An 18,167-nucleotide genomic window follows, 5' to 3' on the forward strand; every position below is an offset into this window, starting at 1 on the left:
GGATCTGGCTGTTATCTGTCGTGCTGGGACTGGGCGTGCGGGAGCGGCGCTGATTCGCCCTGATATTCGTTGCGCAGGCAGCGCAGCAGCAGCTCGGTCGCTGGGCCGAGGGATTCGGGGGAGAGGGTCAGCAGATAGGTGTAGAGGTGGCGTTCGTTGCCGCTTTCCAGATCCAGCTGTATGAGTGACCCTTCCGCCAGCTCCCGCTCCACCAGATGACGCGGCAGCCAGGCATAGCCGAGGCCAAGGCGCAGCATGGCGAGCACTTCGTGGTAGTGGGTCGCCTTCCAGCCGGTGTCATCCGCATCGTTCCAGTCCACCGAGCGGTGAATGGGGGGATGAAGGCTGATCTGGTTGTGGCTGGTCAGCACATCGCTGCGGATGGGCCCCTCCTCCTGTGCCAGCGGATGGCTGGCGGCGCAGAGAGGCAGCAGGCACACCTCGTCCAGCAACAGGCCGGTGCGATCGCCGGGCAGGTGCTCGGAGAGCATCAGATCCCCCGGTTGCAGGGCGTTGAAGTGGCAATGAATGCGTTCGTGCAGGTTGACCCGGCAACCCCGGCTGCGGGGATAGAAGCTGGCCAGCGCCCGATAGAGGCGATCCCTTGGTTGCAGCGCCGAGACATAGAGGTTGATCTGCGGCTCCCACTGCCGCTCCAGGTTGTTGGCCAGATTCTCCAGCTCCTCCACCTGCTGGCTCAACTGACGGGCCCGCTTGAGGAAGATCTCGCCCGCCGGCGTCAGCACCGCCTTGCGGCCGCGCACCTCCAGCAAGGGCACCCCCAGACTTTGCTGCAACTTTGCAACTGCATGATTGAGGGAGGACTGGCTCTTGTTCAGCGCCTCGGCCGCCTGGGCGTAGCCGCCGCAGTCGACCACCGCCTGAAAGATCCGCCATTGCTCAAACGTGCTCTTGGGACGAAACATAGTTCAACCTGATTGGAGATAGGATGGTCAGTGGTTCGAACAGGGAGCCTGTGCTCCCTATTCAATTTAACCCCTGCCGCACAACACTCTGGGTATTTTATTGATTTATTTGGGCTGGGCCACGCAACTTGTTTATTTTGGCTGAGCCACAAAGGTCTGGCCGGTTTTGCCGCGGCTGTCCGACCCCATCAGGTAGAGGTAGAGCGGCATCAGGTCGGCCGGGGTCTTGAGGTTCATGGGATCTTCCGCCGGGAAGGCGCTGGCGCGCATCTTGGTGCGGGTACCGCCCGGATTGAGGGTGTTGACCCGCACGCCTGTGTTCTCCAGCTCGTCGGCCAGCACTTCCATCATCCCCTCGATGGCAAATTTGGAGATGGCATAGGTGCCCCAGTAGGCGCGCCCTTTGCGTCCCACGCTGGAGGAGGTGTAGACGATGGAGGCATCGCCCTGCGCCTTGGCGGTCTGGCGCAGCAGCGGCAGCAGTGCCTGGGTCAGCAGGAATTCCGATTTGACGTTGACCTGCATCACCTCGTCCCACTCCTTCTCCTGAATATGTTCAAACGGAGAGAGGGTACCGAGCAGACCGGCGTTGAACAGCACGCCGTCGAGGCGGCCAAACTGCTGGGCGAAGGTTTCGGCCATGCCGCGGTAGTGGGCGGCGGTGGCCCCTTTCAGATCCACGGGCACGATGGCGGGCAGCGGATAACCGGCCGCTTCAATCTGGTCATACACGGCTTCGAGTTTGGCGCTGGTGCGGCCGAGCAGGATCACGGTGGCACCGTGAGCGGCGTAGGTGAGGGCGGCTTCGCGGCCGATCCCGTCGCCGGCACCGGTGACCAGAATGACTTTATCCTTGAGCAGATCGCGGGGCGCCTGATAATCGAGCATGACAACTCCTGTTAACAAATTCCGGCCATAAGTGCATGGCAATCGGCGCCAAGTGTACTGATCCGCGCGCCTGTTTGACCAGCCAGCGGCAAGAAAAATGTGAAGAAAATAGAGAGGTTGTGATGCTCGGGTTGGTTTTTCCTGGCACTGGCTGCGATTTTTTGCGCGCCTCCAGCAAACTCCCTAGAATGTGACGAAAACCGATCCATTCTGGAGTCCATCGTGACATTTCTGACCGAATATGGCCTGTTTCTGGCCAAGACAGTGACCTTCCTGCTGGCCATCGGCGCCATCATCCTGATGATTGTCAGCACTCGCCAGCCGAAAGCGCGCAAGGGGGAGCTGGTGGTGACCGATCTCTCGAGCGAGCTGGAGCAGGGGCAATTTGCGCTCAAGAGCGCGCTCGTAAGCAAGACCGAGCGCAAGGTGCTGGAAAAGCAGCAGAAAGAGGAGCAGAAAAAGCGCGCCAAGGCCGGTGATGAGCGCAGCCGCCTGTTCGTGCTCGATTTCAACGGCAGCATGGATGCCAAAGAGGTGGCCTCCCTGCGCGAGGAGGTGAGCGCGGTGATTGGCGTCGCCCAGCCCGGCGACGAGGTGCTGCTGCGGCTCGAATCCGGTGGCGGCGTGGTGCATGGCTATGGCTTGGCCGCTTCCCAGTTGCAGCGTCTGCGCGATCGTGACATCAAGCTCACCGTGGCGATTGACAAGGTGGCAGCGAGCGGCGGCTACATGATGGCCTGCGTGGCGGACAAGATCCTGGCTGCCCCCTTTGCCATCGTCGGCTCCATCGGGGTGATCGCCCAGCTGCCGAACTTCAACAAGTTGTTGAAAAAGCACGATATCGAATTCGAGATGCACACCGCCGGTCAGTACAAGCGCACCATCACCATGTTTGGCGAGAACGACGATCTGGGGCGCGAGAAGTTTCGCGAGGAGCTGGCGGCGATCCACGAGCGCTTCAAGGCCTTTGTGGCCGAACACCGCCCGCAACTCGATATCGATCAGGTCACGACCGGTGAACACTGGCTGGCGAGTCAGGCCAAGGGGCTGGGATTGGTGGATACCCTCTGCACCAGCGATGACTATCTGCTGGCGCAGGCCAGCCACCACAAGGTGATCGGCATCAGCTATCGCAAGCCAAAAAGCCTGACCCAGAAGCTGGGGCAGCAGGGCGCGCAGGCGCTCGAGGCAGGACTTGGGCGGCTGTGGCAGCAGAGCCCCTGGCGCTAAGCCTGGCCCTCTGGCGCTAGCCCGAGGGAAATCCCGTGATAAAAAGGCCAGTCGATGCCCATCGGCTGGCCTTTTTGCATCCGGTTGCACCTTGCTGGTGAGCAAAGGTTGTTTCTATTGAAACCCTCTGTTACAACTGAATGCTTTCCCCGTTTATGACAGGATCTTGTGGTAAGAGCTGCGGGGCATGGAGCATAGCGATGTCATGGAGCACCTTCAGGCAATTTACCCCGCTGGTCTGGATCGTCATTCTGGGCACCTTCATGGTGCGTACCAGCTACTACATGGTGTGGCCCTTCCTCTCCATTCTGCTCTATCGGGAGTATGACCTTTCGGCCACCTTCATCGGCCTGTTGCTGGGGGGCTCGATGGCCCTCTCTACCCTGGTCAGTTTCTACGGCGGCTGGCTCTCTGATCGCTTCGGGCGGCGCAGCATACTGCTGGCCGGTTGTCTGGTGGCGATGATCTGTTTCGCCCTGCTCGGTTTCTCCCATGCGGTGTTTTGGCTCGGGGTCGGGGTGATGGGCAGCGGCCTCTCGTCGGGGCTCATCGATGCCCCCGGCAAGGCGCTGATGGCCGACAGTCTGGCCTCGGCCAAAGCGCGGGAGCTGGCACTGCACCTGCGCTATTTTCTGCTCAACCTGGGAGCCGCGTTGGGGCCGCTGCTCGGGGTGACCCTCGGGATCAACGCCCAGCAGGAGACCTTCCTGTTTCTGGTGGTGAGCTATCTGCTGCTGGCGCTGGCCTTTGGCTGGGGCTTTCGCCTGGCTGGCAGCAGTGGCAAGCCGGGTGCGGTTGGCCCCGGACTGCGGGATGCCATCAAGGTGTTGCTGGCGGATCGCGCCTTCCTGCTGCTGGTGATGGCCAATCTCCTGATGGTGCTGGTCTACTCCCAGTTTCACTCGCCGCTGGTGCAATACCTGACCCGGGCCGGTATGCCGCAGGTGGCCGAGCTGGTTGCTCTGCTGGTGGCGACTAATGCCCTGACCGTAGTGCTGCTGCAGTTTCCGCTGCTGCGGTTGTTGTCACGCTGGCCGGTGCGGGTACGGCTTCATATCGGCATGGCGCTCTTTCTGGCGGCCCAGCTGCTCTTCGCGCTGGGGGACCCGCTGGTGCGCAGCCACTGGTTTGGCGCCGTGCTGTTGCTCAGCATCGGCGAGACCATCCTCTTCCCCCTGCTCAACGTGCTGATCGACCAGATGGCCCCCACCCACCTCAAGGGAAGCTATTTTGGCGCCAGCGCACTGGCCGGGTTGGGAGGGGCTGCCGGCGCCCTGCTGGGAGGCTGGATCCTCGAGCAGTGGAGCGGGCAGTTGCTCTATGCGCTGATGGCGCTGCTTTGTGTGGCGATCTTTGCGCTTTATGAAGCTGGCGCCCGACATCATGGTCGGCGAAGTGCCCGGCAGGAGTCGGTGGTAGGCTAACCGGGCTGACTTTGCCGCTGGCCAGCCCCTTATGGTTCAGAAGGTCAGCACCTTGTCGGCAGCCAGGGTCCATTGGGCCAGCATCGGCAGGGTGCCGACCTCAATGCCCTCGATCAGCGGCAGGGCGGTGATGCCACGGGCATCGGTGCAGGTCTTGCACAGGCGAATGGTGACGCCCTGGGCCAGCAGGATCTCCAGCATCTGGCGCAGGTTGTATCCCTCGGCCGGAGCCTGACCGGCCAGTGCCGCGCTCACCGCATCGGACATCAGGAACAACTTGAGGCTGGCACCACCCTGTTCGTTGAGGGCGATAGCGAGACGCAGGGCGTTGAACAGGGATTCGCTGCCATAGGGGGCACCGTTGGCAATAACCACAATTTGTTGATTCATAACAGACTCCCGATTGGAAAGAGCGCCATTGTAGAGCCAACAGGGTGGCAATTGCGTGATGTTGCACAACTTCTGTCGCACCTTTTTCCCGCTTGCTTGACCCTGCTGCCGATCGAGGTTTTTATGGTCAGCTCGCAAACAAGACCGGATGAATCGAGATGTGGAAAGTATTGGGAGCCGGCTTGCTGCTGTTGGCGGGTCAGGCCTTTGGCAGTGAGGCGGTCGGTTGCAAGGCTCGTCTGCAGGCCGTCAACGAGCAGCTGGTGTTTGCCAAAGCACACAACAATGCCGGGCAGATTGCCGGGCTGGAACAGGCCGCGCGCAATATCAAGGTCAACTGTACCGATGAAGGTCTGCTCAAGGAGCAGAAAGAGCGGGTTAACAAACTGCGTGGCGAGGTGGATGAGAGTCTGCTTGAACTGCAGGAGGCGAGAGTCAGTGGCAAGCCGGACAAGATTGCCGACAAGCAGAGCAAATTGGAGCAGGCACAGACCGACTTGCTGACGGCGCAGCGGGAACTGGATGAATTGCACCGGTTGGTAAACAAAAAATAGCCATCATGGAGATGAGGGCGGGATCAAAAAAGGCCGGGATTTCCCGGCCTTGTTGCATTTACTGTCGGTGCATCTGTACAAACTTCTTCATCAGCAGCGCTGCGGTTTCATCATATGGACGGGCTCCCGGAGGATGCAGCCTGTGAGTTGTTGATGCTGATACCGAGGTTACTGCCGATGCATCCGCACAAACTTTTCCATCAGCTGATCTTCGGTTTCCACATGAGCGGGATCCCAGATGATGCAGTCGATAGGGCAGACACTGATACAGGTCGGCTTCTCATAGTGACCGACGCACTCGGTGCAGCGACTGGGGTCGATCTCGTAAATCTCCTCACCCAGGCTGATGGCCTGGTTCGGACACTCGGGATCACACATGTCACAGTTGATGCACTTGTCGGTGATGAGCAGTGCCATCTCAGGCGGCCGAGTGGGGCTGACGGGTATCCTGACGCTCCCCGAGGTTGCGCAGCAGGATGCCGTAGTTCACGTCCACTTCCTTCGGCACCGGCACATAGACTACGTGGCCGTTGCCCGGTGCGGTGTCGATCAGCTCGCCCTTGCGGTTCTGCATCTGCTCCAGATTGAAGCTGAGGTTGCCCTGCGGGGTCATCAGCTCCAGGCTGTTGCCCACCAGGAACTTGTTCTTTACCTCGACCTCGACCATGTCACCGTTGCGACCGGTGATCTCGCCGACGAACTGCTGGGTGTCGGAGACGGAGTAGCCGTAGTCGTAGTTCTGGTATTCGCTGTGGTTGTGACGGCGCAGGAAGCCCTCGGTATAGCCGCGGTGGGCCAGATTTTCGAGGGTGCCCATCAGGCTGCGGTCGAACGGACGACCCGCCACCGCATCGTCGATGGCCTTGCGATAGACCTGGGCGGTACGGGCGCAGTAATAGAAAGACTTGGTGCGCCCTTCGATTTTCAGCGAATGGACGCCCATTTTTGTCAGGCGCTCGACGTGTTCGACCGCGCGCAGATCCTTGGAGTTCATGATGTAGGTGCCGTGCTCGTCCTCGAACGCGCTCATGTACTCGCCCGGGCGGTTGGACTCCTCCAGCAGCACCAGTGCATCGCTCGGCTTGCCGAGGCCCAGCGTCGGGTCAACTTTCTGCACGGCGATGGGCTCCTGACGGTGGACGATCTGGCCCACATCATCTTCTTTACCTTCGTGAACCTTGTACTCCCAGCGGCAGGAGTTGGTGCAGGTGCCCTGGTTGGGGTCGCGCTTGTTGATATAGCCGGAGAGCAGACAGCGGCCGGAGTAGGCCATGCACAGAGCGCCGTGAACGAAGACTTCCAACTCCATCTCCGGCACCTGCATGCGGATCTCCTCGATTTCGTCCAGCGACAGTTCGCGGGAGAGGATGACCCGAGTCAAGCCCATCTGATGCCAGAACTTCACCGTGGCCCAGTTGACCGCGTTGGCCTGCACCGAGAGGTGAATGGGCATATCAGGAAAAGCTTCGCGCATCATCATGATGAGACCGGGGTCTGACATGATCAGCGCATCCGGCTTCATCTCCACCACCGGACGCATGTCGCGGATAAAGGTCTTGAGCTTGGAGTTGTGGGGCTGGATGTTGGCCACCACATAGAACTGCTTGCCGAGGGCATGAGCCTCGTTGATGCCGAGCTGAAGGTTCTCGTGATCGAATTCGTTGTTACGCACCCGCAGACTGTAACGGGGCTGGCCGGCATAGACTGCATCGGCGCCATAGGCGTAGGCGTAACGCATGTTCTTGAGGGAACCTGCGGGGGAGAGCAATTCTGGTTTAAACATGTCGGACTCTTTATGTCTGATTGCAAATCAGGACAACGCCACCTGATGGCGTCGTATGGATTGAGCTGCAGTGCAAGCCAATACCCGGTGCACTGCCACCCGATAAAGGTATACCCGGTCTGCACGCTTATAAAAATGCGCCGGATATTCGGGGTGCGAGATTGTACTCGCCCCCACGTCATCATGCAATTTGGCAGGAAATTGTTGGCTGCGCGAGCCGATAGGATGCCGAAATGAAACAGCCGCTCAGGCCCAATGGGAGAGGGGAGATGGCATGGCATGGGCATAACCCTGCTGATAGTCACAGCCGAGCCGATTGGCGACCTCGATGTGTTGCTGGGTCTCGACTCCCTCGCACACCACCTTGGCGCCGAGCCGCTGCAGGTACTCTACCAGACCGGTGAGCATCCGCAGTGCATGGCTACTCTTGGTCGCTTGCAGCAACAGGGAGCGATCCAGTTTGATGATCTCGTAGGGCAGCGTCAGCACCCGTTGGAAGTTGCACTCCTGGGTGCCAAAGTCATCGCAGACGATATGGGCGCCGTGGCTGCGCAACACTTCTATCAGGGCCAGCTCCTTGTGCTGTAGCGGGGCGTGCTCGAGTACCTCGAACCAGATGTCGAGCCCTACCTTGCGCGCCTGGATCAGTACCAGCAACAACAAGTTCTGGTAGGTGGGGCTGTTCAGAGTCGGGTTGAGGTTGATTGAGAGCAGACTGGTGCTGCTCTGCGCGAGCGTCGGCAGGTCGCGCAGAATCGCTCTGAGCATGACGATGTCCAGATGAAGGGACTCCTCATCGCTGAGGGAGAGAAAGTCGATCCCCTGATAGCGCTGCTGGCGTGGTTCCCAGCGTCTGGCCAGCGCCTCAAAGCCGATGAGCTGGTGGTTCCGGTCAACGATCGGCTGATAGAAGGGGATGGCAATATCCGCTGTTGCCAGGGATGCCACGTCACCGACCGGAAACTCTTCTTTGAACGCAAACATGGCGCTTACCTGTTTAGAAAAATGGGGATGAATAATACAGGATGTTTTTAAAGAACTGCTGTAGGAATAGTCTGAATGTTGGCGGAATACATTATGATGGTATCGGATTATTCCTATTAATTATGGTGTGCTGGTTGTCTAGACTGGCTAAGAAGAGATGGGTTGTTGAGCTTGGTTTGGACTTTTTATTGTGACAGTAATATTGCACATGCTTCCCAATCCTATTTTTCTCCTTGTTTTTGCTGGGTTCAATGTTAATGAGTAAATTTTGCGCGTTATTTTTAATATTTAGCAGTAATGTTTTTGCGTCGTCTGACATCAGTGTTGGTACTTTATATGACTACCTGTCAGCAGAAAAAAACACTCAGCTAAAAAGAGTTCGTAATCTCGGCGATGAAACGGCTTTTGTCAAAATCAACTTGGCCGAAATTGTATATGGGGACGACGGGCAGCCAAAGGAGCAGTCCCTACCCGAGGAGGGGGTTCGCCAACTGGTGACCAGCCCGTCCAGGCTGATTATTCCTGCTGGTGGCTCACAGGCTACCCGCTTTATATATATGGGGGAACGTGAGCGGGAGCGCTATTTTCGTGTGCGCTTTGTTCCGGTCAAACCACAGGGAGATGAAATAACCACATTGTCTCTTAATCAGCAAGTCAGTGCCGGTGTCAGCATAATGACCGGTTTTGGCACCATTTTATTTGTCGCCCCCAAAGAGCCTCGTTATGACACCCGAATTGACCGTGACAACGGAGCTCTATATGTGGAGAACAGAGGCAATGCCACCGTGATTCTCGATTATCTGGAACTGTGTGACAAAAAGGAAACCTCATGTAGTCAACCGGAGAAAGTACATCTGCTGCCCGGCGTTAAAAAACGGCTCAGCAAAGATGCCACCAAGACGGTTCGTTTTGAACTGCTCGAAGGAAATAAATCGATATTCAAGGAGTTCAAAGCCTGACTATCGGTATTTCACAAAAAAGTCTCACAATAAGGAGTGATTATGAAGATGTTATGGTTCGCCCCCGTTCTGCTGCTGGCAAGTGGTTATCTGATGGCTGTCGAACGAGTCGAACATACGGTGACGGTGACGGCGCAGATCCCGACCGAAAACTTTTATGTACAGCCAGTGGGGGATTGGATGAATACTCCACAGAAACTGTCTTTTAACCCCTTTAGCCAGAAGCTGGAACCGTTGGCCAAGCAGCTGGAGATGAAGAGTTCGCTTGGCCCCATCAAGGGTTATCTGGTCTATCCCGCGACTATGGCCAGTGGTAAGGAGAGCATCGGCTTGACAGTCAAGGTTGGTGGGGTCACGTTGACCACTACATCATCGGACTTGCTGAATCAGGCTGATGCCAAGACAGGTAGACAGGTCGGGCTCGAGATTATTCCCGCTGCTGCGCCAACCGGTGGTTACAAACCCGGCAACTATCAGGGGATAGTCAGCATGATGTTTGAGTCAGACGCACCACCGAAAGCTTGAGATGAATATTCGGGGGGCCACAGGCCCCTCTTTCATTGAGATGAAATGCATTCGGGAGTGACGTAATGATTCGCTTTATTCTCCTCTCGCTCGGTTTTTTTCCCTGGTTGGTGTTGGCAGGAGATCCTGTATTGCTGTTGAAACAGGCACAGCAATTACCGGAGGGATTTGAAGAGCACTTTTTTGGTGTGCCTCTGATGGTGCGTGTTACCGTCGACGGCCGGTTGCTGGGGGATGGTGAAGTGCTGCTGGGGCGGGATAACTCGGTACAACTGTTATCTCTGGTGGATGTGCAGGATAGCGATTTTGACGAGGGGGCGCGTGAACGCTGGTTGAGCAGGCTGGGAAAAAAAATACCGCTCGGTGAGTGTGGCCGAGGCTGCCAAGAAGGAATCTTGGGACTGCAATACAGCCTGGAAGAGTCCCAGCTCTCGGTGCTGACTTCTCAGGTGGAGCGGGAGGCGCGGGATCAGCGCTTTATGGTTTTGCCCCAGGAGAGCAAGGGGTTGCTTGTCCAGAACCAGCTGAACCTGGTGCAGGGCAGCCAGCGCAATGGACACTACAACCTGCAGTTGGAGGGAAGCTGGGGACAGTGGACCCCTTTTATGGAGGGGGATGCCACCTGGCAAGAGGGTGGGCCAACTGATCTGGGGATAGCTCAGGTCTATGGAGAACGGCTCCATGAGGCCAATTTTTATCGCCTTGGTTTCTTCTTTCCCACAGCGCAAGGATTGGTGCGACAGCCGAACTACTACAGTGGTGCAACGCCCACAGTACTCGGGGTTATGTGGGGTAGTTCGGATCTGTTGCGTCGAGAGCGCGGAGTGCCCAGCTTGGCTCCGATCCAGGTCGCGCCAGCACGGCCCGGCATGGTGGAGATCTATCGTGATGGCAACCTTATCCAGTCGCAGCCGGTGATTGCTGGCCTGCAGGCGCTCGATACCCGCTCGCTCCCTGGTGGCATCTATGAGGTGGAGCTGCGGCTGCTGGAGGATGGCCAAGAGAGCCGCCGTTGGCGCGAGATGGTCTACAAACCTTCCAACTGGCAGACGCCGGAGGAACCGTGGCGATTTAACCTGTTCGCTGGGCGTCAGACCCGCTGGTTGGAACGGCAGGGGGAGAGTGATCTGGAAGGGGCCAGTGGTGGCATTGCCGTTAACCATCTGCTGCTTCCTTCGTTGGTGGTGGGAGCGGGTAGCCAGTATGTGGACAGACGGGTTCAGAACGCCATTTCGCTCGACTGGCAGGCTAGCAGCCAGTTCCATGGCTTTGCCTCTGTCAACCAGAGTATCGATATGGGGTGGGGTTACGATCTGCAGGGGATCTACTGGCATGGTAACAGTAGTCTGGTGGCCAGCCATTCGCGCAACTTGCGCAAGCAGGGTGAGACTAGCACCACCTCCAGCCTGTCGTTGCAGCAATCGTTGGAGAAGTGGGGCTCCCTCGGTATCTATTTTTCTCACCAGTCCGGTCGCGGCAATGGCGCCGATCTCGGATGGCACTACAGCGACAGATTGTGGGGACGCTGGGTGACTTGGGGGGTGACTTTGTTCGATCGTCCTGGCAGTGAGAGTACGGCGCAGCAGCGGGATCGCGGTAGTACCCTGAGTCTGACCGTCAACCTTGGGGGGGCTGATGATAGACAGCTGTCGCTGGGGCTGGGCAGTAATACCTCCCGTTCAGGCGGCGCTCAGCGCAGCGCCAATCTCAACTATCAACAGCAGGTGGAGTGGGGACCGCTTAGCCAGGTGAGAGTCGGCAGCATGCATGATAGTTATGGTACTGGTCTGTCCGGCTATGGCCGCTTCGCGGCACCCTGGCTGGGAGGGGATCTTTATGCTCAGCACTCCTCCTATAACGGTGAGGTGACAGGTGGAATCAATCTGGAAAGCACGGTGGCACTGGGGCGGGCAGGAGAGGTCGCTCTCGGTTCCCGCGATATGATCGGCATGGGTAATGAGGCAGCGATGATCCTCGATATCGACGCCGATGACGAGGCGGCGCGTATTAGGGTCAGTAACGATAGTGGTGGGGTGCAGACATTGGGGCCCGGTCGCCATCTGGTCTCTGTACCAGCCTTGCAAAGTGGCTCCTTGCAATTGGAGATGGCCGACCACGAAGGGACACCACTCACCATCAAACCCAGTGTGCTTCCCTATCACCTAAATCGTGGTGGGGTTGGTTATGGGCAAGTGAATGCGGTGAGCACAGTCACAGTGATTGGTCGTTTGCTTGATGAGCAGAACCGGCCGCTGCGTGGCGCCATGGTCAGCAACCCCATTGGACGGACATTTACTGAAAACGACGGTTTTTTTGCTCTGGAGTCGAGTCGGCTACAGCCGGAGTTTAGTGTGGAACAAAATGGCACTCTCTATTGCTGGCGTTCGATGGGCGACAAGGAGCGCATGGAAGAAATGGATATTATCATGCTAGGAGAGTTGACATGTTCATCGTGGCAAATGGCCAATCAGAATCAGGCATTAACAAAATAATGAATCTTAAAAACTGTCATTTTTATCTAGGTGGTGACACGTTTATTTGCGTCTGTATTGCAATAACATTGTTATTATTGTCGTTGAATGTTTCTGCAAAAACTATCGAAGTGACAGCCGAGTATACACCACAGTCATACGACATTAATGGTGATTCCTTTAATAGCACCACAAAATGTAGTCAAGGTGCATCAGGAATGCTTAATTACAATTGTGTGAGTGGTGTACTCCCCCTAGATAATTTATTTTTCCCTATCAGTATGGATATGCTACGTACGACCAAGGAAAGATTTTCAGATCCGAAGGATGCATTTACTTATCTGGAAATACCGAGGAAAAGAAATGTGGTACTAACTTCAGAGAATGGTGATAAATACACGGTATCTTTTCTACCAAAAACCATAGGTATTCATTATAGTACGAATGTTGACCCTGATATCGGCAGGCAATTTTTTAACAATAAGCTGTCAAATATAATTGGAGGATGTAATCAGATTGATAAATACATGGAGGGCGGGAAAAGTACGAGTGAGTGGATGGTATTATGGCAAGGTTCTGCTGGAAACAGATGTCATACAAAAGCCTCTGTGTTATCAAGTGGGGTGGTCAAGAAGGTTTTATTCGGTTTTGCAATAAAACCTCCATCTCCTATTAACATTCCTAACGGTAAATATAAAGGTAGTATTGAATTATCTATTGGCAAAGATGGCGATATCAGTCTGGGTAATGGAATTTATTCTGATAATGTTCTTTTAATAAATATTGCTCTTGTGGTTAATCATCAGTTCAAAATCATGTTCCCGATAAATGGAAATCGAGTAGAGTTACAACCCCCGAGGGGATGGCACGACTGGATACATAGAAATAACCGTGGTGTTCCAGAAAAATTGGAGGCTACACTATCAGCCAGAATATGGACTTCAGCAAAGTATAATGTGAAAGTGAAATGTCAATATTTAAATCAAGTAGGGGATGATTGCATGATTAAAAATGAAAAAAATCATTCAGCAATTGTTCGCGTATATGCAACAGGAATTAATCGAAGGTTGTGGCCAATATATGCGAGTAAACATGAGAATTTCAGTGGACATACAGTTTTATCTGGTGAGGAAAGACCATTCAAGTTTGAAATAACTGGGTGGCAATTGAGTGAGATGATGAAACGTCCTGGGAGTCGTTATAAAGGTGACATAACCATTATGATTGATGTTCTTATTTAATTATATGGTAAATGACAACATTGTATTTTGGATTTTAATAGGCTACTGGATATATAGTTTGTAACTGTTGATTCACCTATGGATCTCAATGCAATGTTAACATAACCCATACTCATTGGCATACTTAAAAAGTTCACTATCGCTTTGCAAGCCTAGTCGCATCATGGCACTCTTTTTCTGTGTACTGATGGTCTTCACACTGCGATTCAAGTGTTCTGCTACCTGGGTGACCGACATGCCACTGGCCAGCAAACGCACTACCTCGCTCTCTTTTGGTGTAAGCGGGGTGAGATCGGTGTGACGAGATATGCCGGCCTCAGTCAGCAGGGTTTTAACAGACTTACCTATATAAGTGTGGCCAAGCAGCACTTGGCGAATGGCTTCTGATAACTCAGTGATAACAGATTTTTTTAATATCAGGCCACTAATCCCACATTGAAGCAGAGCCTGTAATATTGCATTGTTGTGGAGTTGTGTCAGTACAATGATCGCCAAATTGGGATACTCTCTGCGTAATTGCTGTACCATTACGAGGCCATCACTGCGACTATCACCCGGCATGCTGAAATCCGTTATCAGCAAGTCACATGGCTGTTGCCTTAATAAAATATACAAATCAGAAACCCTATATGCCTCTGCTACGACATCACAGCGTGGGGTTATTTTTTCAATCAGGCTACGGATACCAGCTAAAATCAATGGATGATCATCGGAAAGTATAATTCTGAAGGTCATAAATGAGTCTCTATTGATGCGATTAGTAAAATTAAGGCTATCAAATCTGACATTGATATACTACCGTACGATCCCTGTTTTTTATATGCATACACTGATTTGTAAAAATATGTAAACCACTATGTCGATATGTTGCTCAATAAAGTCATTGCTCAGTCAAATTACCATTATTGTTGGATTTTCTTTATTCTTTACCCCTGTATTACAGGCTTCTGAGCCGCCTGAGGTTGCCACTATTGAAGTCGGTATATTAGCAGGAGGATGGGCTCCATTTCAGCGATGGGATGGTAAGGTTGCCGCTGGATTCAGCGTGGAATTAATGGAGCAATTAGCTAAAAAACTGGATTACCGGATTGCCTGGCATGCCTACCCTGACTGGGATGCCATGTATGCGGATATTTGCCGTGGCAAGATTGATCTCTTGCTCGATGCTTTTAATGCTGGGGAACGCCCATGTGTCACCTACAGTTTGCCCTATTACACCTCACCGACCGTGGTAGTTGTGCGTCAGGACAGCGCCCTCTTTCGCGACGTGAGCCGGTTACAGTCTGCGAGCATAGCCATCGAAAAGGGCTTTATGACCGAGACGCTGGTCAAGCTGCACTATCCGAAGGTCACACCGCGGCTCTTCGTAGATACTCACAGCGCACTGCAGGCGGTGGAGCAAGGGCGCGCGGATGCCTATATCGGCAATCTGTATGTAGCCAATCTGTTTATCAAGCGTCACCCTGCGCTGGCGGTTGTTGCACAGTCTCCCCTGTTGATGGAGACCCTTCATCTTGCTGTTGCCAGCCAGAATCAAACGCTTTCTACCCAGCTTAATACTGCCATTCAGGCGTTGACGGTCGAGACCCGCAGCGAGCTTGAGAAGCGCTGGTTGGGGGAGAACCTGGTCCCCAACTTTATGGGGCACAGTAATTTTTTGCTGCGCCCTGATGAGCGAGCATGGTTGTCGGCTCTGCCACCATTGAAGTTGGGATTGAGCCCCAATTGGATTCCTTTCTACTATCGTGACAGGGATGGCAATCTGGTTGGAATGGTAGTTGACTATCTGGCGCTGCTGCAAGAGAAGCTTGGCTTGGCTTACAGCAGGGTTCCGGTTCAGAGCTGGCCTGATCTTCAACAACAGTTGCTGCATCATGATGTCGATCTTGTTGTGCTGCCAACCCGCATCATCGACAGGTTGATGGGGTGGCATGCCAGCCAGCCTTTCGCATCATTTCCCATGGTATTGGTGACGGCAAGCGGTGCGCCCACCATAGGAGATATCACGGACCTGACAGGCAAGCGACTGCTATTGACCGACGGCATGTTAATTCCACAGATCAAGGCGCTGTTGCCGGATGTGACGATTAAGGTGACAAGCAACGCCAGTGAAGGGTTGGCGGCAGTTGCGGCTGGTGAGGGGGATGCCTATATCGGCAACCTGGTGGTAGTCTCGCGACTCATTGCGGATCAGTTTGAAGACCAGCTTAATATTGCGGCTCCTTCGCCCTTCAAGGATGAGCTGGTGGTAGCGGTACGTGAGCCCTATACCCCTCTCTTGCCTTTGGTCAATCGGGTGCTGGCCAGCATGAGCGACAAGGAGCGACGGCAGATCCGCAATACTTGGTTGGCATTGAACTACAGCGAGGGGGTGTCATGGCAGCAACTGATGCGCACACTTATCCCGCTGGGGTCGGGTATAACCCTCTTTATACTGGTTATCTGCATTGCGTATTGGCGCCTTCGTCAGGAAATTACCAGGCGCCGGCAGGTGGAGCTGGCACTGGCCAGAGCGAAAGAGCGGGCGGAATCGGCGGCGACCATGAAAGGGGAGTTTCTGGCCACCATGAGCCACGAAATTCGCACCCCCATGAATGGTATCGTCGGCATGGCGGAGCAGCTCACCTTCACCGAGCTGACTCAGGATCAGCGCCAGATGGTCGAGATCATCAACCGCGGTGCCCTGGGACTGCATGCACTGATCGACAATGTGCTCGACTATGCCAAGCTGGAGGCAGGCAAGATGCAGCTCGAGCAAACCCCGTTTCTCCTCCGTGAGCTGATCGACAGTGTGTTGACCATGACGCTGAGCGAGGTACACAGCAAGGGGCTGCGTGTCTACCTCTGGGCAGATGCTGGTGTTGCCGCCAGAGTAAGCGGCGATGCGTTGCGTTTGCGTCAGATCCTCTTCAACTTTGTCAGCAATGCCATCAAATTTACCGAGCGGGGCTTTATCGAGATTTCGGTGCAACTGCTGGCACAGGGGGAGGGGCAACAGCAATTGCGCTTCGGCGTGCGCGACAGCGGTATCGGCATGACACCCGAAGCGCTTGGCCGGATCTTCAATGCCTTTGAGCAGGCGGAGAGCTCTACCACCCGCAGTTATGGTGGTACTGGCTTGGGGCTGAGTATCTGCCAGACCCTGGCCACCTTGATGGGGGGCGAGATCCGGCTGGAGAGTGCCCCGGGGCTCGGCACTTTTATCACCTTGACAGTCACGTTGCCTGTTCTGGTACTGCGAGAGCCGGATCTCCGTCTCAATGGCCTGCAAGCCAGCATTGAACTGCATGACGATAAGCTGTGTCACACCCTGTTACTGCATCTTGACGCTCTGGGAGTCACGCGAACGTCGCCCCCTGATAATGCTCAGTTGCGTTTCAGTGACCATGACCTGGCGGCTGAGGGCGTTATCCGGGTGCTGCCGCTGGCAACCCCTCTTGGCTATCGCAGTGATGAGAAGGGTTACATTCTCAACAGCAATCCCATGACCTGGCATGCAGTGCGGGAAGTCTGCTATCGCCAGCTGGTCTTGAGCGATGAGACCGCCTCACAATTGATGCCCAATAGCGCTGCGCGTGGGTCCATGCTGCCCTGTCGGATACTGCTGGTGGAAGATAATCCCCTTAACCAGCAGCTGGTGATACGCCAGCTCGGGCAGCTCAAGCTGAACTGCGAGCTGGCTGAGCACGGCCAGCAAGCCCTCGAGATGGTCGCGCAGTATCCCTATGATCTGGTGCTCTGTGACTGTCAGATGCCGGTGATGGATGGCTATGAGTTCACGCGCAGGGTACGGGCTGGGGAGGATAAGAAGCGCTTGCTGATCATTGCCATGACGGCCAATGCCATGCCTGAGCAGGCTGAACGCTGCTTTGCCGCCGGCATGGATGATTTGCTGGGCAAGCCGGTGCTGCTGGATGGTTTGCGTCAGATGCTGCAAAAGTGGTGTATCCTGCCATCGCCATCCTTGATTGATGTCGCGGCCATGGAGGCATTTTTTGGCCAAGGTGACAAGTTACGGCAGATGTTTCCGCTATTTCGCCAGGAGCTTGAGCAAGCGATGGTGCAGCAGCCACAGGATGACAAGGCACTGGCGAATTGGGTGCATCGTCAGGCGGGGACCATCAGCATGATGATGGCGCCGCAGCTGGCTGAAGAGGCATGGCGACTGGAAGAGAAGATCCGCCAGCTCGGGTCCTCATCTTGTGCTGATGAGCTGACCGGATTTCGTGCCCAATTACAGCAAATCATCGGGGAGCTGAGGGGGTTAAGCGAACGGTATGAAGAGTCAGTTGTTGTCGAGGGAGAGCTGAAATAAGGGGAACTGCTCACTCATAAAATCGCGGGGTGTATGGCCATTACCAGCCCCAGCCAGCCACTCCCAGTCCAGTCTTGGCGAGCCCGCTTTAAAGCGCTGGTAGGCCACTCCCTTGTGAACCGTCAGAAAAAGAGTCGTGGGGAGTCCCAGCTTGTTGCTGTAGCGCACCATCAGATCGCCCTGATAGTCGTTGCTGATTCTGATTTTGAGTGCCTGCAGTGTCAGACCTGTTGCGTGGCCATGCTCATCCCAGACTTCAAACATGATGTGAACACTCTGATGTTGATGATGCCACGATGAGCAAGGTGGGATGCAATTGCAACTGTCAGATCTGACAAGGGCGGAAAGTGTGAGTGGGCAAGAAAGCGAAAACCCGGCGCAAGGCCGGGCTTTCTGAATGATGGTGGAGGGAGAAGGATTCGAACCTTCGAAGGCAGAGCCGTCAGATTTACAGTCTGATCCCTTTGGCCGCTCGGG

Annotated in this window: 16 protein-coding genes; 8 read left to right on the forward strand and 8 right to left on the reverse strand. The window is 55.1% G+C overall.

The genetic code is table 11. From position 1 onward, the window contains the following. Nucleotides 1-11 precede the first annotated feature (11 nt). A complete protein-coding gene (locus tag G5221_RS08005) occupies nucleotides 12-926 on the reverse strand; it encodes a LysR family transcriptional regulator (protein WP_266134284.1) in 915 nt (304 codons plus the stop codon). 132 nt (nucleotides 927-1,058) lie between these two features. Continuing rightward, a complete protein-coding gene (locus G5221_RS08010; RefSeq protein WP_005334909.1) occupies nucleotides 1,059-1,814 on the reverse strand; it encodes a YciK family oxidoreductase in 756 nt (251 codons plus the stop codon). A gap of 222 nt (nucleotides 1,815-2,036) precedes the next feature. Here G5221_RS08010 and sohB point away from each other — a divergent pair, with 222 nt between their 5' ends. Next, a complete protein-coding gene (gene sohB, locus G5221_RS08015) occupies nucleotides 2,037-3,044 on the forward strand; it encodes a protease SohB (RefSeq protein WP_266134283.1) in 1,008 nt (335 codons plus the stop codon). A gap of 200 nt (nucleotides 3,045-3,244) precedes the next feature. Continuing rightward, a complete protein-coding gene (locus tag G5221_RS08020; RefSeq protein ID WP_266134282.1) occupies nucleotides 3,245-4,468 on the forward strand; it encodes an MFS transporter in 1,224 nt (407 codons plus the stop codon). Nucleotides 4,469-4,504: 36 nt separating this feature from the next. Here the strand turns inward: G5221_RS08020 and G5221_RS08025 are convergent, their stop codons facing one another. Continuing rightward, nucleotides 4,505-4,858 (reverse strand): DsrE/DsrF/TusD sulfur relay family protein, encoded by a 354-nt coding sequence (locus tag G5221_RS08025; protein ID WP_005334901.1) that lies wholly within the window; start codon nucleotides 4,856-4,858, stop codon nucleotides 4,505-4,507. A 158-nt stretch (nucleotides 4,859-5,016) separates the two neighbouring features. Here G5221_RS08025 and G5221_RS08030 point away from each other — a divergent pair, with 158 nt between their 5' ends. After that, a complete protein-coding gene (locus G5221_RS08030) occupies nucleotides 5,017-5,412 on the forward strand; it encodes a DUF1090 domain-containing protein (protein ID WP_421263058.1) in 396 nt (131 codons plus the stop codon). Nucleotides 5,413-5,580: 168 nt separating this feature from the next. Here the strand turns inward: G5221_RS08030 and G5221_RS08035 are convergent, their stop codons facing one another. From G5221_RS08035 to G5221_RS08045, 3 genes are all read right to left on the reverse strand, one after another. Next, nucleotides 5,581-5,829: a YfhL family 4Fe-4S dicluster ferredoxin gene (locus G5221_RS08035; protein WP_005334896.1), complete on the reverse strand. Its 249-nt coding sequence runs from the start codon at nucleotides 5,827-5,829 to the stop codon at nucleotides 5,581-5,583. Between the two features lies 1 nt (nucleotide 5,830). Beyond that, nucleotides 5,831-7,195, reverse strand: a complete 1,365-nt coding sequence (gene yegQ, locus G5221_RS08040; RefSeq protein ID WP_216953099.1) for a tRNA 5-hydroxyuridine modification protein YegQ — start codon at nucleotides 7,193-7,195, stop codon at nucleotides 5,831-5,833. A gap of 246 nt (nucleotides 7,196-7,441) precedes the next feature. Then, the gene (locus G5221_RS08045; RefSeq protein WP_266134280.1) at nucleotides 7,442-8,179 is read right to left on the reverse strand and encodes an EAL domain-containing protein; all 738 of its coding nucleotides are present in this window, start codon (nucleotides 8,177-8,179) and stop codon (nucleotides 7,442-7,444) included. A 251-nt stretch (nucleotides 8,180-8,430) separates the two neighbouring features. Here G5221_RS08045 and G5221_RS08050 point away from each other — a divergent pair, with 251 nt between their 5' ends. The 4 genes from G5221_RS08050 to G5221_RS08065 all read left to right on the forward strand — a co-directional run bounded on the left by G5221_RS08050 (nucleotide 8,431) and on the right by G5221_RS08065 (nucleotide 13,375). Further along, nucleotides 8,431-9,138, forward strand: coding sequence for a hypothetical protein (locus G5221_RS08050; RefSeq protein WP_421263059.1), 708 nt, complete (start codon nucleotides 8,431-8,433; stop codon nucleotides 9,136-9,138). Nucleotides 9,139-9,180: 42 nt separating this feature from the next. Next, on the forward strand, nucleotides 9,181-9,663 hold the full coding sequence (locus tag G5221_RS08055) for a CS1 type fimbrial major subunit (RefSeq protein ID WP_266134278.1): 483 nt from the start codon (nucleotides 9,181-9,183) through the stop codon (nucleotides 9,661-9,663). A 131-nt stretch (nucleotides 9,664-9,794) separates the two neighbouring features. After that, complete coding sequence (locus G5221_RS08060; RefSeq protein WP_421263060.1) at nucleotides 9,795-12,155, forward strand: TcfC E-set like domain-containing protein; 2,361 nt, start codon at nucleotides 9,795-9,797, stop codon at nucleotides 12,153-12,155. Then, entirely contained in the window at nucleotides 12,107-13,375 is a 1,269-nt protein-coding gene (locus tag G5221_RS08065) for a hypothetical protein (protein ID WP_266134276.1), read from the forward strand. Before G5221_RS08060 ends, G5221_RS08065 begins: the two co-directional genes overlap by 49 nt. A 96-nt stretch (nucleotides 13,376-13,471) precedes the next feature. Here G5221_RS08065 and G5221_RS08070 read toward each other — a convergent pair whose 3' ends face one another. Next, a complete protein-coding gene (locus tag G5221_RS08070; RefSeq protein WP_266134275.1) occupies nucleotides 13,472-14,110 on the reverse strand; it encodes a response regulator in 639 nt (212 codons plus the stop codon). Between the two features lie 121 nt (nucleotides 14,111-14,231). Here G5221_RS08070 and G5221_RS08075 point away from each other — a divergent pair, with 121 nt between their 5' ends. Then, the gene (locus G5221_RS08075; RefSeq protein ID WP_421263061.1) at nucleotides 14,232-17,690 is read left to right on the forward strand and encodes a transporter substrate-binding domain-containing protein; all 3,459 of its coding nucleotides are present in this window, start codon (nucleotides 14,232-14,234) and stop codon (nucleotides 17,688-17,690) included. Here G5221_RS08075 and G5221_RS08080 read toward each other — a convergent pair. Next, nucleotides 17,661-17,954: a hypothetical protein gene (locus G5221_RS08080; RefSeq protein ID WP_266134273.1), complete on the reverse strand. Its 294-nt coding sequence runs from the start codon at nucleotides 17,952-17,954 to the stop codon at nucleotides 17,661-17,663. The genes G5221_RS08075 and G5221_RS08080 overlap by 30 nt on opposite strands. Nucleotides 17,955-18,167 lie beyond the last annotated feature (213 nt).

The organism is Aeromonas sp. 602200 (assembly GCF_049173895.1).
Taxonomy (GTDB): domain Bacteria; phylum Pseudomonadota; class Gammaproteobacteria; order Enterobacterales; family Aeromonadaceae; genus Aeromonas; species Aeromonas veronii_A.

Bases quoted from the DNA above. Each gene is read 5' to 3' on its own strand.
- G5221_RS08035 (WP_005334896.1), bottom strand. From the start codon at position 5,829: ATGGCACTGCTCATCACCGACAAGTGCATCAACTGTGACATGTGTGAT.
- G5221_RS08005 (WP_266134284.1), bottom strand. From the start codon at position 926: ATGTTTCGTCCCAAGAGCACGTTTGAGCAATGGCGGATCTTTCAGGCG.
- G5221_RS08010 (WP_005334909.1), bottom strand. From the start codon at position 1,814: ATGCTCGATTATCAGGCGCCCCGCGATCTGCTCAAGGATAAAGTCATT.
- G5221_RS08025 (WP_005334901.1), bottom strand. From the start codon at position 4,858: ATGAATCAACAAATTGTGGTTATTGCCAACGGTGCCCCCTATGGCAGC.
- G5221_RS08070 (WP_266134275.1), bottom strand. From the start codon at position 14,110: ATGACCTTCAGAATTATACTTTCCGATGATCATCCATTGATTTTAGCT.
- G5221_RS08055 (WP_266134278.1), top strand. From the start codon at position 9,181: ATGAAGATGTTATGGTTCGCCCCCGTTCTGCTGCTGGCAAGTGGTTAT.
- G5221_RS08030 (WP_421263058.1), top strand. From the start codon at position 5,017: ATGTGGAAAGTATTGGGAGCCGGCTTGCTGCTGTTGGCGGGTCAGGCC.
- G5221_RS08020 (WP_266134282.1), top strand. From the start codon at position 3,245: ATGTCATGGAGCACCTTCAGGCAATTTACCCCGCTGGTCTGGATCGTC.
- yegQ (WP_216953099.1), bottom strand. From the start codon at position 7,195: ATGTTTAAACCAGAATTGCTCTCCCCCGCAGGTTCCCTCAAGAACATG.
- G5221_RS08050 (WP_421263059.1), top strand. From the start codon at position 8,431: ATGTTAATGAGTAAATTTTGCGCGTTATTTTTAATATTTAGCAGTAAT.
- G5221_RS08065 (WP_266134276.1), top strand. From the start codon at position 12,107: ATGTTCATCGTGGCAAATGGCCAATCAGAATCAGGCATTAACAAAATA.
- G5221_RS08080 (WP_266134273.1), bottom strand. From the start codon at position 17,954: ATGTTTGAAGTCTGGGATGAGCATGGCCACGCAACAGGTCTGACACTG.
- G5221_RS08075 (WP_421263061.1), top strand. From the start codon at position 14,232: ATGTCGATATGTTGCTCAATAAAGTCATTGCTCAGTCAAATTACCATT.
- G5221_RS08045 (WP_266134280.1), bottom strand. From the start codon at position 8,179: ATGTTTGCGTTCAAAGAAGAGTTTCCGGTCGGTGACGTGGCATCCCTG.